Origin of the sequence: Sporosarcina sp. P19 (genome assembly GCF_002743165.1) — a bacterium.
GTDB lineage: Bacteria > Bacillota > Bacilli > Bacillales_A > Planococcaceae > Sporosarcina > Sporosarcina ureae.
Map to the genome: position 1 here is coordinate 15,060 of NZ_PDYR01000004.1, position 14,882 is coordinate 29,941.

Consider the following 14,882-nt stretch of genomic DNA (forward strand, 5'->3'; position numbering starts at 1 on the left):
TTTATAAATGGGAAGGATGAACGAACATGCCACAATTTGAAGCAGGCAGGTTCGATTGTATCGTCATCGGAGCTGGACACGCAGGCGCAGAAGCAGCCTATGCATCAGCCAAGATGGGCGCATCGACATTAGTTTTAACAATGAATTTAGACATGATTGCTTTCATGCCGTGTAATCCTTCATTAGGAGGACCTGCAAAAGGTATTGTAGTGCGGGAAATAGACGCACTTGGCGGTGTGATGGCAAAGGTCATAGACAAAACGCATATTCAAATGCGTTTATTAAACACAGGGAAAGGTCCGGCAGTGCGTGCTTTGCGTGCACAAGCGGATAAAGTACTGTATCAGCAAGAAATGAAGCGGATACTGGAAGAAGAGCCGAATTTGACACTTCGCCAAGGGGTTGTCGAGCAGTTGATCGTAGAAGACGACGAAATAAAAGGCGTAGTGACACAGATTGGTGCAATTTTCCGTGCGAAGACTGTCATTATTACAACAGGTACATTTTTACGCGGAGAGGTTATTATTGGAGATCTGAAATACTCCAGTGGACCGAATAACCAAATGCCGTCCATCAAACTGGCGGAACATCTGCAGGAACTCGGTTTACAGACGGTTCGATTCAAAACTGGAACACCACCACGTATCAACAGCAATTCGATCGATTACAGCAAGACAGAAATTCAGCCAGGAGATGACGTACCGCGTTCATTTAGCTATGAAACAACGGAATTCATTGTAGACCAGTTGCCATGTTGGCTAACGTATACAACTCCGGAAACGCATGAAATCATCAATGAAAATCTTCATTTATCTCCGATGTATTCGGGGATGATTAAAGGAAAAGGACCAAGCTATTGTCCGTCCATTGAAGATAAAATTGTACGTTTTGCGGACAAGTCACGTCATCAAATTTTCCTCGAGCCTGAAGGTCGTAATACAAAAGAAGTATATGTGCAAGGGTTGTCAACAAGCCTTCCTGAACATATACAGCATCGCCTAATTGCGAGTGTACCAGGACTTGAGAAGGCTGAAATGATGCGTGCTGGCTATGCAATTGAGTACGATTCTATAATCGCGACTCAATTATGGCCAACGTTGGAAACGAAAAAAATCAAAAACTTGTATACAGCTGGCCAAATCAATGGAACATCAGGGTATGAGGAAGCCGCGGCACAAGGATTGATGGCGGGAATCAATGCAGCATGCAACGTACTTGGCAAGGAAGAGGTTGTTCTTGGACGCAGTGATGCGTATATCGGTGTACTCATCGATGACCTGGTCACTAAAGGTACGAGTGAGCCATATCGTCTATTGACGTCACGAGCGGAATACCGCCTCTTACTTCGTCATGATAATGCTGATATGCGCTTAACAGAAATTGGTTATCAAAACGGCATGATTAGTGAAGAGCGCCATACGAAGTTTTTGGCGAAGAAAGCACAAATTGATGCGGAGATTGATCATTTACGCAAGGTTACTGTGAAGCCGACTGAAGAGATACAGGCAATTATTGCTGAAGTTGGTGGAACAGCACTTCGTGAGCCAATGAAGGCGGCTGATTTATTGAAGCGGCCGGAAATGAAGTATGGCGAGTTGCGTAAGGTAGTGCCACCACTTGAAGAAATTAACGAAGAAGTGGCGGAACAAGTAGAGATTTTCATTAAGTATGAAGGATACATCGAAAAGTCCATGCAGCAAGTAGCAAGAATGAAAAAGATGGAGAATAAGCGGATCCCGGAAAATATTGATTATGATGCGATTTCAGGTATTGCGAAAGAAGCAAAGGCAAACCTTAAAGAAGTACAACCATTGTCGATTGCGCAGGCATCGCGTATTTCCGGTGTCAATCCAGCAGATATCTCAATCTTGCTTGTCTATATTGAACAAGGAAAAATTGCGAAAGTATCCGGTTGAGTCTATGACTGGCGCTTAGTAGCGTCAGTCTTTTTGAAAAGGAATGAGAACATGACGGAAGAACAGTTTTACGAAGCTCTGCAAGAGAAAGGCTTTGAATTGTCCGATACACAGAAGCAACAGTTCAAACGCTATTTTGAAGTACTCGTCGAGTGGAATGAAAAGATGAACTTAACGGCAATTACGGATGCACCTTCCGTATACTTAAAGCATTTCTACGATTCCGTTACAAGTGCATTTTACGTAGACTTCAAAAAGTATGAATCTGTGTGCGACGTAGGGGCCGGGGCAGGTTTTCCAAGCATCCCGTTGAAGATCATCTATCCGCACCTCCACGTGACGATTGTAGATTCATTGAATAAACGTATTACATTTTTAAATCATTTGGCGGGTGAATTAAAGCTTGAAAATGTGGCATTCGTCCATGCTAGAGCTGAAGAATTTGGTCGTAACCCGAAGTACCGTGAACAGTTTGATGTAGTGACTGCACGTGCGGTAGCAAGGCTATCGGTATTGTCGGAACTTTGCATTCCACTTGCCAAACAGGGAGGGCTTTTTGTTTCTATGAAAGGTGCAGCTGCATCTGAAGAAATGAAAGACGCCACTCGTGCTGTGAAACTACTAGGGGCAGTTTTGCAGAATGAACATGAATTCGTACTACCAGAAGAAAACAGTGAACGTCACATCTTTGTATTTGAAAAGAAAAAGCAGACACCTAAGAAATACCCGAGGAAACCAGGCGTACCTAATAAAACACCGATTACAGCAAACTGATTGTGGGAAATGTTTCACGTGAAACAATTGTATAGAAGAGAAAAAAGGGAATAGTTTCGAAAAGGTGGTGCAGAGGTTGAAAAGTACTTTTTCGCGTTTTTTTGGTGGGGGAGAAAAGATGACTACGATAGAAGAAGTAGAAGTTCATCATCTGGAGAAGGTAGCACAAATTGCAATTGATTCGATTACACCGAATCAATATCAGCCACGGACAATTTTTCATGAAGAAAAAATTGAAGAACTAGCTCGAACCATTCATACACACGGTGTTATTCAACCCATTGTCATTCGAACAAAAGATGACGGATCATACGAAATTATCGCAGGGGAACGAAGATTTCGAGCGATGCGTAAGCTTGGTTGGACAGAAGTACCGGCAATTGTGCGGAACTTGGATGATAAAGAGACAGCCTCAATTGCTTTAATCGAGAACTTGCAGCGTGAAGAACTGACGGCGATTGAAGAAGCGCATGCTTATGAACGTTTACTAGAACTACATGAATTAACGCAGGAAGCATTGGCGCAACGGCTCGGTAAAGGCCAGTCCACAATTGCGAATAAGATGCGATTGTTGAAGTTACCTGAACCCGTTCAAACAGCAATTTTACAAAAGAAGATATCTGAACGTCATGCACGTGCATTATTACCGTTAAAAGAATCCTCTCTTCAGCTGAAAGTGCTAGAAGAAATCAAAATGAATCAATATAACGTCAAAGATCTGGAAGCTAGAATTAAAGAAATCATGTATCCAACGGAATCAGTTGAGAAAGTGCAGCCTGCAAGAAGACGCGGGTCTCGACAGAAAGCTGTTAGTAAGGATGTTCGTATTGCAGTGAACACGTTGCGAGAATCTCTTGCACTGATTGCAAAGAGTGGGATTGAAGTAGCATCCGAGGAAGTGGATTCTGAAGAATTCTACACGGTTACGGTAAAAATATGTAAAAAGTGACGAATGGAAACTCTTGCTGATTTACTAGCAAGAGTTTTCTTATATATCAATAGAGTTCGTACAGTGAAGATGATAAACTGAAGTAGACCACATAGAACATATTCTTTGTCAGGCATTTCAAACATACGAAGCAACAAGTAAAACTTTGGTATACTAGTAAGATAAACGAAATAGGAAAGAAAGCAGGTGCAAGAGTGGGTAAGATTATTGCTATAGCTAATCAAAAAGGCGGAGTCGGTAAAACGACGACTTCTGTAAACTTAAGTGCATGCCTTGCCCATTTAGGCAAAAAAGTGCTCTTAATTGATTCTGATCCGCAAGGAAATGCGACGAGTGGGGTCGGTGTTAACAAAGGTGATGTACAAGATTGTATTTATAATATGCTAATTGATGATGTGCCAGTACGTGACGTTATTCTACCAACGGAGATTGAAAACCTTGAAATTGTTCCTGCTACCATTTCACTTGCGGGAGCTGAAATTGAACTCGTCTCTACGATATCACGTGAGGTTCGCATGAAACACGCAATTCAAGACATTAAAAGTGACTATGACTATGTCATTATCGACTGTCCTCCATCTCTTGGCCTTTTAACGTTGAACGCATTGACGGCTTCAGATTCAATTATTATTCCCGTACAGTGTGAATACTATGCACTGGAAGGACTAAGTCAATTGCTCAGTACGATTCGTCTAGTCCAAAAACATTTGAATGAAGCACTTTATATTGATGGCGTATTATTGACGATGTTTGACGCCAGGACCAATCTAGGCATTCAAGTTATTGAAGAAGTAAAGAAATACTTCCAAGATAAAGTGTATAAGACAATCATTCCGCGTAACGTTCGCTTAAGTGAAGCACCAAGTCATGGTAAGCCGATTATATTATATGATCCACGATCCAAAGGTGCGGAAGTGTATTCAGAGCTGGCAAAGGAAGTGGTGGAGAATGAGTAAAGGTCTAGGTAAAGGTCTTAATGCATTATTTCCTCGTGAGACATTGGAAAAGGTAGAGCTTTTACGTCTGAAAAGCATTAAAGTCAATCCATATCAGCCACGTAAAGAATTCGATGAAGTGTCGTTAAATGAATTAAGTGAATCAATTAAGGAACACGGTGTTCTGCAACCAATTATCGTACGAAGTGTAGGCACACAGTATGAAATTGTTGTAGGGGAAAGAAGATTCCGTGCTTCTGAACTGGCAGGCAAAAAGGAAATACCAGCAGTTGTACGTGATCTAACAGATGAGCAATCAATGGAAATGGCTATTCTTGAAAACTTGCAGCGTGAAGACTTATCTCCCATTGAAGTAGCAGAGGCGTATCAGAACTTAATGGAAAGTCTGAAGCTAACACAAGAACAACTTGCCTTTAGGTTAGGTAAGAGTAGACCGCACATTGCCAACCACATTCGTTTACTGACGTTACCTGAGAAAGTGTTAAAAGATATTTCCCATGGAATACTTTCAATGGGACATGGACGTACACTTCTCGGGTTGCGTAAAAAAGAACAAATTTTACCTATTGCCGAAAAGACCAAGACAGAAGGTTTAAATGTTCGTCAATTAGAGAAACTAGTTCAACAATTAAATGAAGATGTTCCACGTGAAACAAAGAAGGAAAAGAAAAAAGATATATTTATTGAAGCACAGGAAAACACACTACGTGAACAATTCGGTACAAAAGTAACGATCAAGAAAACGAAGAGAAAAGGTAAAATCGAAATCGAGTTTCATTCGGATGAAGACTTTGAACGTATTCTTGAATTATTGAACGCTGAGTGATGCTACACAAACCTATTTTGCTTTCATTGCAAAATAGGTTTTATTCTTGAAAAGAACTTGGACGTGACTACATGATATTGTTTGGTTCACTGTTTAATGTATTAACGATTATAATAGGTACATTAATCGGAAGGTTTTTATACGGAATACCGGAACGAATGAAAGAAACCATCATGTATGGAATTGGAATGGCCGTAGTAGCAATCGGTTTACAAATGACATTTGAAACAACACAAATTGTCATTGTGATTCTTAGTATTGTGATAGGCGCAATCCTCGGCGAATGGATTGACCTCGATCAAAAGGTTAATCAATTGGGACGATGGATTGAAAGAAAGTTACCGGCTAAAAAGGAAGGACCGGGAATTGCGCAAGGATTCGTTACAGCTACGTTGTTTTTTTGCGTAGGATCCATGGCAATTATCGGTGCTATTGATAGTGGTCTCCGCAACGACCACAACGTTTTAATAATGAAAGGGATATTAGATGGTTTCACTTCAATTATCTTTAGTTCTACATTAGGCATTGGTGTAGCGTTTGCAGCTATCCCTCTACTGATTTACCAAGGAAGTATAACCTTTCTTGCCACCATCCTCAGTCGGTTTGTCCCAGATGAATTAATGAAGTTGTTCATTTCTGAAATGACAGCTACAGGCGGCTTGATGATTGCGGCAATCGGATTAAATCTAATCGGCTTGACGAAAATCCGGGTAGCCAATTTTATCCCAGGTATTGCGGTAGTTGCGGTCATCGTAACGATTGTATATGCTTTTTGAAGGCTGACGATGATGTGCTAATTGTAAGGCACGGCCAATCATACGACTCATTTCGAACGGTAAATGAAGACGAGTGCTTTGTAAAACGGCTTGCTCCATGAAGCCGCCGACATTGACGATTCCTTTGACAGATACATCACCAACTAGGGGAAGTTCTTTACCTACTGCTTTACCTGGTGCAATCGGACCGCTATGAAACAATAGGTCACCAACTGCGTCCTTTTTACTCAGGCAGGCATCGATCGCCACTACAAATGCATCGGGATATAATGATTTCGTGAGTTCAATCCGTTGTTGTAGATTAAGAGCGTGCAGCGGCTCTTGTAACGTGCCGACTACTGTATATGGGAATAGACTTAGCTCCGACAAGTAGGAGCCTGTCAAAGGACCGAGTGAGTCGCCAGTAGAACGATCGGTTCCGATGCAATAAAAAATAATTGATTGTTGTTTAAAAGGGATATGTTGCATGAAATAAGAACTTAATTTCCACACGACACCGGTTTCTTTACTAGAAATACGGTAATGATAAGAAGAGGGTTCGGCTGTATACATAGGGAGACACCAGTCCTTTGTGATATATTTACGCTGAAATTTATACTGCGCACGTATTGCTGTGCAGTATATCCTGAGGGGTAAGGGTTTATACGAAAGGAGGATTTCTTTCAATGGCATCAACTTCTGCTACAAAAGAAGAAGTGAAAGAAAACCTAGAAGTTCTAGACGAAGCAGTTCAACAGGTAAAAGAAACTCTATTTGACGCGGAATTTTGGCTCGGTACCGGATTCTTTGCTATTCGCATCATTTTAATAATTGTCGTGGCAGGTATCGTCGTAAAAGCCGGACAAGTATTGATTCGCCGATTTTTTGCCATTAAGCTAAAAAGTCCGATGCGTAAAACAGAACGACGTGAGAAGACTATGATTAAGCTTTTGGAAAATGCATTGAAGTACATCGTCTATTTTTCCGCTATACTAGCAGTTTTGACAGAGTTTGAAATAGATGTAAAAGGCCTTCTTGCAGGTGCGGGTGTGCTAGGTCTAGCTGTCGGTTTTGGAGCCCAGAGTTTAGTGAAGGACGTCATTTCTGGGTTTTTCATCATTTTTGAAGATCAGTTTGGAGTCGGGGATTATGTGCGTATTAATTCGGGTGAAGGAACGGTTATGGAAATCGGACTTCGCACAACGAAAATCGCATTGTACGGCGGCGAGTTGTATACAGTACCTAACGGTCAAATAGGTGAAGTCATCAATTACTCTGTCACGAATTCCATGGTTTTGCTTGATTTAGCTCTATCTTACGAAACGGATATTGACCACGCAGAGGAATTAATCAAGGGATTCCTTGGGAAGTTACCGAGAGAACGCTATTCAGAAGTTATTGGAGTACCGGAAGTGTTGGGTGTACAAAGTATCGAACCGTCAAGAATCTTGCTACGCATTGCCGCAGAAACTGAACCGGTTGCTAACTTTAGTGTAGGTCGTAAATTACGACAAGACTTAAAAAAATTCATGGATGTGAATGGAATCGAAATGCCTTATCCACGAATGGTGATACGTGAAGAACATAAGGAAGGGGATTCAGATGATGGAGGACAAAGAGTTTAATTTGCATGACGTAGTGGAGATGAAAAAACAGCATCCTTGTGGCACAAATGCTTGGAAAATCATCCGAATGGGCGCTGATATTCGAATTAAATGTGAAGGCTGTGGACACAGTGTCATGATTCCGCGTAATGAATTTTCTAAGAAGATGAAAAAGATTCTAGTGAAGAACGAGTCTTGAGAACACATGGACAATCTACCGTATTGTCCTTATAATGAAGTGGTTGACTAACGAATAATGTAAGCTTTGGATAGATAAGAAAGGTGTGGGAATAATGGCGTTAACAGCTGGGATTGTAGGTCTTCCGAACGTGGGGAAATCAACATTATTTAATGCAATAACAAAAGCAGGAGCAGAGGCGGCGAACTATCCGTTCTGTACGATTGACCCGAACGTAGGAATAGTTGAGGTACCAGATGAGCGTTTAGACAAATTGACTGAGCTCGTCACACCGAAAAAGACCGTGCCAACTGCATTTGAATTCACTGATATTGCAGGGATTGTAGAAGGTGCAAGTAAAGGCGAAGGTCTAGGCAACAAGTTCCTTTCACATATTCGTGAAGTAGACGCAATTTGTCAGGTAGTTCGTTGTTTCGTGGATGAAAACATTACACACGTGTCAGGGAAAGTAAATCCAATCGATGATATTGAAGTCATTAATTTGGAATTGATTTTAGCGGATATGGAAAGTGTAGATAAGCGTTTGGCTCGCGTTTCCAAAATGGCGAAGCAAAAAGATAAGGAAGCAATGGCAGAAGAGCCCATTCTACTGAAATTACGTGATGCATTTGAAAATGCCATGGCAGCGCGTTCTGTTGAATTGACAGATGATGAGCTACAAGTCGTCAAAGGCATGCACTTACTGACGATCAAACCAATGTTATATGTAGCAAATGTTTCAGAAGATGAAATTGCAGACGCAGATAATAACCCCTATGTACAACAAGTTCGTGACTTTGCAGAGAAGGACAATGCAGAAGTAATCGTAGTTTGTGCAAAGATTGAAGAAGAGATGGCTGAGCTTGAAGATGAAGAGAAAGAAATGTTCCTTGAAGAGCTTGGCATTAAAGAATCCGGTCTTGATCAGTTGATTAAAGCGACGTACAACCTACTTGGATTTGCTACATACTTCACGGCAGGCGTACAAGAAGTTCGTGCATGGACGTTCCGTAAGGGCATGAAAGCACCACAATGTGCTGGAGTAATCCATACCGACTTCGAACGCGGATTCATCCGTGCAGAGACGGTAGCATACGATGACTTGGTCGAGCACGGTTCCATGACAGCAGCAAAAGAAGCGGGTAAAGTTCGTTTGGAAGGTAAAGAATACGTCGTTAAAGACGGCGACGTCATGCTATTCCGTTTCAACGTATAATACAAAAAGCTGATCCTCCAAGTGAGAATCAGCTTTTTTATGTTTTAAATGGTTTTAGTTTAAGACCTGCAAAGGGTATGTAATATAGTGGACGAATATAGATTATTTATGGTCATTGTCTCTGAGTGAGTGTTGGCCTTGAATGAATTCAAATTTAAATATGGAACCGGAATACAAGCCTAAATATAATGCACAATAGTAAGTGATACCTATCCCATTGCAACCCTAACCACTTCATTCAGCAGGATAAATATACAACTTAGGCAACTCGGGATCATCCTTCACCATTGCATCATCCGGAAACTTCTTTAACTCCTTATACATAGCAAAATCTCCAGCCGCACCGCCAATCAGCATCGCACCTAACAGTAACAACACACCATCATTGAAATACAACGCAAGAACGGCAGGCAACACACCTGTCATCCAAAAGGGCAGCAATAACGCTTTGCGAATACCCTTATTGTCCATCAACTGATCGGCGGTAGCGTACGCAACACCCATCTTCAAATTGACACCATACGCCATGTTCTTCCACGGCACATGACAAAACATACGAAAACCTAGCAAATGAAAAAACTCATGTATAACAATTAATAAAATATATCCAACCAAAGCATAAACAGCATACCACACTGAAAATGACATAAAGAGTCCACCTTGTAACAGACCACGAATTATTAAAAGTGCTATAAGCGGTAAGAAAGTGAGCCATAGACTTTGCTTCGCTATTTTCTGTAAATTGAGCTCTACAATTACAGGCTGTTGTTCTTCCATGTGAAATCACTCCTTAATTCATTCAGTATAGTATATTGAAGGTTGATATTTCAATTGTGATGTGATAGTATGTACTGATGTGAGTAATATTAAATTTACTTACTCCTTGCCCACTTGTAAAAGTAGGGCCCAAGTCCATAAGGAGGTGACTATTGATGAGAAAGTACGAAATTATGTACATTATGCGCCCAACTCTTGAAGATGACGCGAAAAAAGCGTTGATTGAACGTTTTGATACTGTCCTAACTTCAAACGGAGCGGAAATCATCGAGTCGAAAGAGTGGGGCAAGCGTCGTCTTGCTTACGAAATCGACGACTTACGTGAAGGTTACTACCAATTAGTAACTGCTAACGCTGGTGCTGAAGCAATCGATGAATTTACACGTCTAGCGAACATCAACGAAGGTATCATTCGTCATATGACAATTCGTGTAGATGCGTAATCTGATATAAAACTTATTAAATTTATGATGAGGGAGGTTTGATTCTGAATGATAAACCGTGTCGTTTTAGTTGGCCGATTAACAAAAGATCCTGAGCTAAAATATACACAAACTGGAATTGCTGTAACACGTTTTACACTGGCAGTGAACCGTGCGTTCGCTAATGCCCAGGGAGAACGGGAAGCGGATTTCATCACGTGTGTAGCTTGGCGTAAACAGGCTGAGAATATCGCGAATTATTTACGAAAAGGAAGTCTAGCCGGAGTGGATGGTCGTATACAGACGGGCAGCTTCGAAGGCCAAGACGGTAAGCGTGTTTACACGACAGAAGTTGTTGCGGATAGTACTCAATTCCTGGAACCAAGAAATGCTAATACAGAACGTCAGCAAACACCATCTTATGGTGGTGGAGCGCCTTCTTATAATGCACCTTCTCAAAACCAGGGACAAGGATACAATAACCAGCAATCCTACCAACCGAATCAGCAAAATATGACACGTGTCGATAATGATCCATTCCAGCCAGGCGGCGGTCCGATTGAAGTAACAGATGACGACTTGCCATTCTGATCGAACGGTTCACTTGATACGTAAATAGGAAGGAGGACAACAATTATGGCACCACGTCGTGGAGGTCGCAAACGCCGTAAGGTTTGCTATTTCACTTCTAACCACATTACTCACATCGACTATAAAGATGTGGATTTGTTGAAGAAGTTTATCTCTGAGCGCGGAAAGATGTTGCCTCGTCGAGTTACGGGTACAAGCGCTAAATACCAACGTAAATTGACGGTCGCAATCAAACGTGCACGCATCATGGCACTTCTTCCGTTCGTATCTGAAGAGCGGTAATATATAAACCGCCACTGACTGAATTAATCAGTCAGTGGCGGTTTTTTATTTGTATCGAAAACCTGATATTTGTGGGCACGTTGCGTATCCACTTTACTGGGAACTGTAACTGCCTGTATTTTTGATTTCACGTCGAATCGTGATACAATTAGAAGGATGATTGTAGCTTTATATTAATTAAGGTATACAACACTTTGTCTCCTTATTAACGATAGGCGGCAAAAGAAGCAGTGAATGAATTGAGGCGTAGATATGCAAGATCAAGCAAGTAGAATTACGTACGGTGCCATGATGGTCGCACTCTTCGCCATATTACTGGCAATGACTTTATACGTACCATTACTCGGCTTATTGACATTGTTGCTCGTTCCATTGCCCATTACGATTTATCGTTTACGTTATGACCGGATCTCTACACTGATGGTGGCGATGTGTACATGGCTAATCACTTTATTGATTGGCGGTCTGCTATCCATCCCAGCAGCGGTTGTATTGAGTGCAGTGGGATTCATTATCGGTGATACTGTACGAACTGGCAAGACGAAACTTTATGTATACATGGCAACAGGTGTCACATTGCTCATTTCATTGAGTCTATTGTATCTTGGTACTGTGTGGTTCATGAAAATTAATCCGATTGAACAGTTGATGCAACAATTTTCAGCTATACAGCAAGAAGCACTTGTGATTCTAACAGGAATGGGAAATTCAACAAGAGACATAGAACGAACCGTGGCAGAGGCATTTACGTATTACCAAACCATTGTGCCTTCCCTGTTCATCTTATCTGTTTTTGTAACAGCCTACCTGTTCGTTATGCCCATTTTGGCGGTCGCAACACGTTTGCGATTTGAAGTTCCCAAGTTTGCTTCCTTTCTTACTATGCGTCTTCCGTTTGCAACGGTATTAGCCTATCTGGCATTGCTGTTGATATCTATTTTATCGCAGCCGGAACAGGGCACAACGTTTTATCTAATGGAGGCAAATGCCATTCTCATCTTTAGATTCTTATTCTTCTTACAAGGTTTGGCGTTAATTTATTATGCATTGCGCAAGATGAAGCTTCCAATGATCGTCAACGTGCTAGCTACATTATTCGCCATGTTCCTCAGTCCCTTCACCGTAATGCTGGGTGTTTTGGATATCGCCATTAACATTCGTACATGGATAGATAAAGACAAGAGAGCGTAGGAGATGAGACATTGAATTTATTTTATAAAAAACGAAAGATACGAATTCCATTAGCAGTCTTGTCTCTACTTGGAGCGGTAGGTTCCGTACTACTAATGCTATTGAACTTTTGGGTTGGACTGCTTTTTGCCGTCGCTTATGCGCTTGCACTAGGCATCGCTTGGAAAGTAGAGAATGATAACTACTTGGAAACAGAGAAATATATTGAAACCCTATCCTATCGAATGAAAAGGGTTGGAGAAGAAGCGCTACTGGAATTACCAATTGGGATTATCTTGCTGAATGATAAGCAGTTAATTGAATGGATCAATCCATTCGTAAGCACGATTTATCCTGACAAGACTTGGATTGGGTCACAGCTCTACGAAATGAGTGAAGCATTTCGTCAAGTAATTAGAGAAGACAGTGAGCAAGATGTCATTGTATTGAATGATCGCTCGTATCGTGTGTACTACAAACCAGAAGAGAAGTTGATCTATTTATTTGACGTAACAGAACGTATAAAGATGCAATCCCTTTACTACGCTGATCGAACGACGATTGGGATTTTATTGGTCGATAACTATGACGAACTATCCCAGACAATGGACGATCAGACACGAAGCCAGATGAACTCACTTGTTACCTCATTGGTCAATCAATGGGCAGATGAATATGGGATCTTCGTAAAAAGAATTTCTTCTGAGCGTTTCTTGGCCGTTTTTAATGAAGGTACACTGGCATTATTGGAGAAGACTAAGTTTGCATTGCTCGATACGATCCGCGAGAACACATCTAAACACAGCGTATCACTTACATTGAGTATTGGGGTAGGGACAGGTACTACGTCGCTTACAGAGCTTGGTGAACTAGCACAGTCGAGCTTGGATTTAGTTCTCGGACGTGGCGGTGATCAAGTAGCGATCAAACACCATGATGGGAAGCTGAAATTCTACGGTGGTAAGACAAATCCTGTTGAAAAACGTACACGGGTGCGTGCACGAGTCATTTCACACGCGTTGCGTGATTTAATCCAAGATAGTGACCGCGTGTTCGTCATGGGTCACAAAATGCCTGACATGGATGCGATTGGTGCATCGATTGGCGTACGTAAAATGGCAAGAATGAATGGTGTTGAAGGCTATGTCGTCGTTAATTTTGATCAGCTCGATGCTAGTGTCAGCCGTTTGATGGATGAAGTGCAGCAAGATGAAGAATTATATGATCACATGCTGATGCCTGAAGAAGCGTTGGAATTGATGACGGAGCGTTCATTGGTCGTGATTGTTGATACGCATAAGCCGAGCATGGTTATAGATGAGCGCGTGTTGGACAAGGCACCGAAGGTTGTATTAATCGACCACCATAGACGGGGAGAAGAGTTCATTAATAATACTGTGCTTGTCTACATGGAACCATATGCATCTTCGACCGCGGAACTGGTAACGGAATTGCTGGAGTATCAGCCAAAGAACGAGAAGCTGACCATGCTGGAATCGACGGCGATGCTAGCAGGTATTGTAGTGGATACGAAAAGCTTTACACTCAGGACAGGTTCTCGTACATTCGAAGCGGCTTCCTATTTGCGAACGAATGGCGCCGATACCGTGCTAGTGCAGCGTTTGTTGAAAGAAGATATTACGACATATATTGAACGTTCAAAACTAATTGAGACCGTAGAATTTGTGGGCAATGGCGATATTGCGATTGCAAGAGGGCAGGATGAAGTAGTTCACAGCTCTGTGCTGATCGCGCAGACAGCTGATATCCTGCTGACGATGCAAGGTATTTCCGCTTCATTCGTCGTTGCCAAGCGTGATGATGGAAAAATGGGTATTAGCGCCCGCTCACTGGGCGAATTGAATGTTCAAGTCGTTATGGAAGAGTTGGGCGGTGGCGGTCATTTAACAAATTCCGCTTGCCAATTACAGGTTGATACGATGGATGAAGCAATCACGATGTTAAAGGACGTACTAGATCAATATGTAGAGAGGGGAAATGAAGGATGAAAGTTATTTTTTTAAAGGATGTCAAAGGTAAAGGCAAAAAAGGTGAAGTAAAAGAGGTTTCAACTGGATATGCACAAAACTATTTGTTGAAAAACAATGTAGCAGTTGAAGCAACTCCAGGTAATTTAAGTAAGTTGCAAGGTCAGAAGGAACGCCAGAAGAAAGATGCGGCTGCAGAATTGGCAGAAGCGAAAGAATTAAAAGAGCAAGTTGAAAAGTTGACTGTAGAGCTACAAGCGAAAACTGGTGAAGACGGCCGTCTCTTTGGTTCTATTACGTCTAAGCAAATCGGACAAGCACTAGAAAAGCAAAATAAAATTAAAGTAGATCGTCGCAAGATGGAATTACCTGAGCCAATTCGTGCACTTGGTTTTACAAATGTTCCGATCAAATTACACCCTGATGTAACAGCTACACTTAAAGTGCATGTTACAGAAGAATGATAAGGAGATAATAG

Annotated in this window: 17 protein-coding genes; 15 read left to right on the forward strand and 2 right to left on the reverse strand. The window is 41.6% G+C overall.

Going from position 1 to position 14,882, the window contains the following annotated elements; all coding sequences use genetic code 11:
* Positions 1–26: 26 nt before the first annotated feature.
* From mnmG to CSV74_RS06175, 6 genes are all read left to right on the forward strand, one after another.
* Positions 27–1,916 (forward strand): tRNA uridine-5-carboxymethylaminomethyl(34) synthesis enzyme MnmG, encoded by a 1,890-nt coding sequence (mnmG, locus tag CSV74_RS06150; RefSeq protein WP_099690998.1) that lies wholly within the window; start codon positions 27–29, stop codon positions 1,914–1,916.
* Positions 1,917–1,967: 51 nt separating this feature from the next.
* Complete coding sequence (rsmG, locus tag CSV74_RS06155) at positions 1,968–2,690, forward strand: 16S rRNA (guanine(527)-N(7))-methyltransferase RsmG (protein WP_099690999.1); 723 nt, start codon at positions 1,968–1,970, stop codon at positions 2,688–2,690.
* A gap of 76 nt (positions 2,691–2,766) precedes the next feature.
* The gene (noc, locus tag CSV74_RS06160) at positions 2,767–3,639 is read left to right on the forward strand and encodes a nucleoid occlusion protein (RefSeq protein ID WP_029054381.1); all 873 of its coding nucleotides are present in this window, start codon (positions 2,767–2,769) and stop codon (positions 3,637–3,639) included.
* Positions 3,640–3,833: 194 nt separating this feature from the next.
* The gene (locus CSV74_RS06165) at positions 3,834–4,595 is read left to right on the forward strand and encodes a ParA family protein (RefSeq protein WP_099691000.1); all 762 of its coding nucleotides are present in this window, start codon (positions 3,834–3,836) and stop codon (positions 4,593–4,595) included.
* Positions 4,588–5,421, forward strand: coding sequence for a ParB/RepB/Spo0J family partition protein (locus tag CSV74_RS06170; protein WP_029054379.1), 834 nt, complete (start codon positions 4,588–4,590; stop codon positions 5,419–5,421). Before CSV74_RS06165 ends, CSV74_RS06170 begins: the two co-directional genes overlap by 8 nt.
* 71 nt (positions 5,422–5,492) lie before the next feature.
* The gene (locus CSV74_RS06175; protein ID WP_029054378.1) at positions 5,493–6,197 is read left to right on the forward strand and encodes a DUF554 domain-containing protein; all 705 of its coding nucleotides are present in this window, start codon (positions 5,493–5,495) and stop codon (positions 6,195–6,197) included.
* On the opposite strand, the gene yyaC is transcribed toward CSV74_RS06175, so the two are convergent.
* Positions 6,108–6,749 (reverse strand): spore protease YyaC, encoded by a 642-nt coding sequence (yyaC, locus tag CSV74_RS06180; protein WP_099691001.1) that lies wholly within the window; start codon positions 6,747–6,749, stop codon positions 6,108–6,110. The two genes, CSV74_RS06175 and yyaC, sit on opposite strands and share 90 nt — an antisense overlap.
* A 113-nt stretch (positions 6,750–6,862) precedes the next feature.
* On the opposite strand from yyaC, the gene CSV74_RS06185 reads away from it, so the two are divergent.
* From CSV74_RS06185 to ychF, 3 genes are all read left to right on the forward strand, one after another.
* Positions 6,863–7,801: a mechanosensitive ion channel family protein gene (locus CSV74_RS06185; RefSeq protein ID WP_051210565.1), complete on the forward strand. Its 939-nt coding sequence runs from the start codon at positions 6,863–6,865 to the stop codon at positions 7,799–7,801.
* Entirely contained in the window at positions 7,782–7,979 is a 198-nt protein-coding gene (locus CSV74_RS06190) for a DUF951 domain-containing protein (RefSeq protein WP_099691002.1), read from the forward strand. The genes CSV74_RS06185 and CSV74_RS06190 overlap by 20 nt, the downstream gene beginning before the upstream one ends.
* A gap of 94 nt (positions 7,980–8,073) precedes the next feature.
* Entirely contained in the window at positions 8,074–9,174 is a 1,101-nt protein-coding gene (gene ychF / locus CSV74_RS06195; protein WP_029054374.1) for a redox-regulated ATPase YchF, read from the forward strand.
* 234 nt (positions 9,175–9,408) lie between these two features.
* On the opposite strand, the gene CSV74_RS06200 is transcribed toward ychF, so the two are convergent.
* On the reverse strand, positions 9,409–9,951 hold the full coding sequence (locus CSV74_RS06200) for a DUF3267 domain-containing protein (protein WP_099691003.1): 543 nt from the start codon (positions 9,949–9,951) through the stop codon (positions 9,409–9,411).
* A 155-nt stretch (positions 9,952–10,106) separates the two neighbouring features.
* Between CSV74_RS06200 and rpsF the strand changes: the two genes are divergently transcribed.
* From rpsF to rplI, 6 genes are all read left to right on the forward strand, one after another.
* Complete coding sequence (rpsF, locus tag CSV74_RS06205; RefSeq protein ID WP_029054372.1) at positions 10,107–10,394, forward strand: 30S ribosomal protein S6; 288 nt, start codon at positions 10,107–10,109, stop codon at positions 10,392–10,394.
* A gap of 48 nt (positions 10,395–10,442) precedes the next feature.
* Positions 10,443–10,964 (forward strand): single-stranded DNA-binding protein, encoded by a 522-nt coding sequence (ssb, locus tag CSV74_RS06210; RefSeq protein ID WP_029054371.1) that lies wholly within the window; start codon positions 10,443–10,445, stop codon positions 10,962–10,964.
* A gap of 45 nt (positions 10,965–11,009) precedes the next feature.
* Entirely contained in the window at positions 11,010–11,246 is a 237-nt protein-coding gene (gene rpsR, locus CSV74_RS06215) for a 30S ribosomal protein S18 (protein WP_029054370.1), read from the forward strand.
* Between the two features lie 252 nt (positions 11,247–11,498).
* Complete coding sequence (locus CSV74_RS06220; RefSeq protein ID WP_099691004.1) at positions 11,499–12,437, forward strand: DUF2232 domain-containing protein; 939 nt, start codon at positions 11,499–11,501, stop codon at positions 12,435–12,437.
* 11 nt (positions 12,438–12,448) lie between these two features.
* Complete coding sequence (locus tag CSV74_RS06225; RefSeq protein WP_029054368.1) at positions 12,449–14,425, forward strand: DHH family phosphoesterase; 1,977 nt, start codon at positions 12,449–12,451, stop codon at positions 14,423–14,425.
* Positions 14,422–14,868 carry a 50S ribosomal protein L9 gene (gene rplI / locus CSV74_RS06230; protein ID WP_029054367.1) on the forward strand — a complete coding sequence of 149 codons (447 nt, stop codon included), beginning with the start codon at positions 14,422–14,424 and terminating at the stop codon, positions 14,866–14,868. The genes CSV74_RS06225 and rplI overlap by 4 nt, the downstream gene beginning before the upstream one ends.
* Positions 14,869–14,882: the final 14 nt, after the last annotated feature.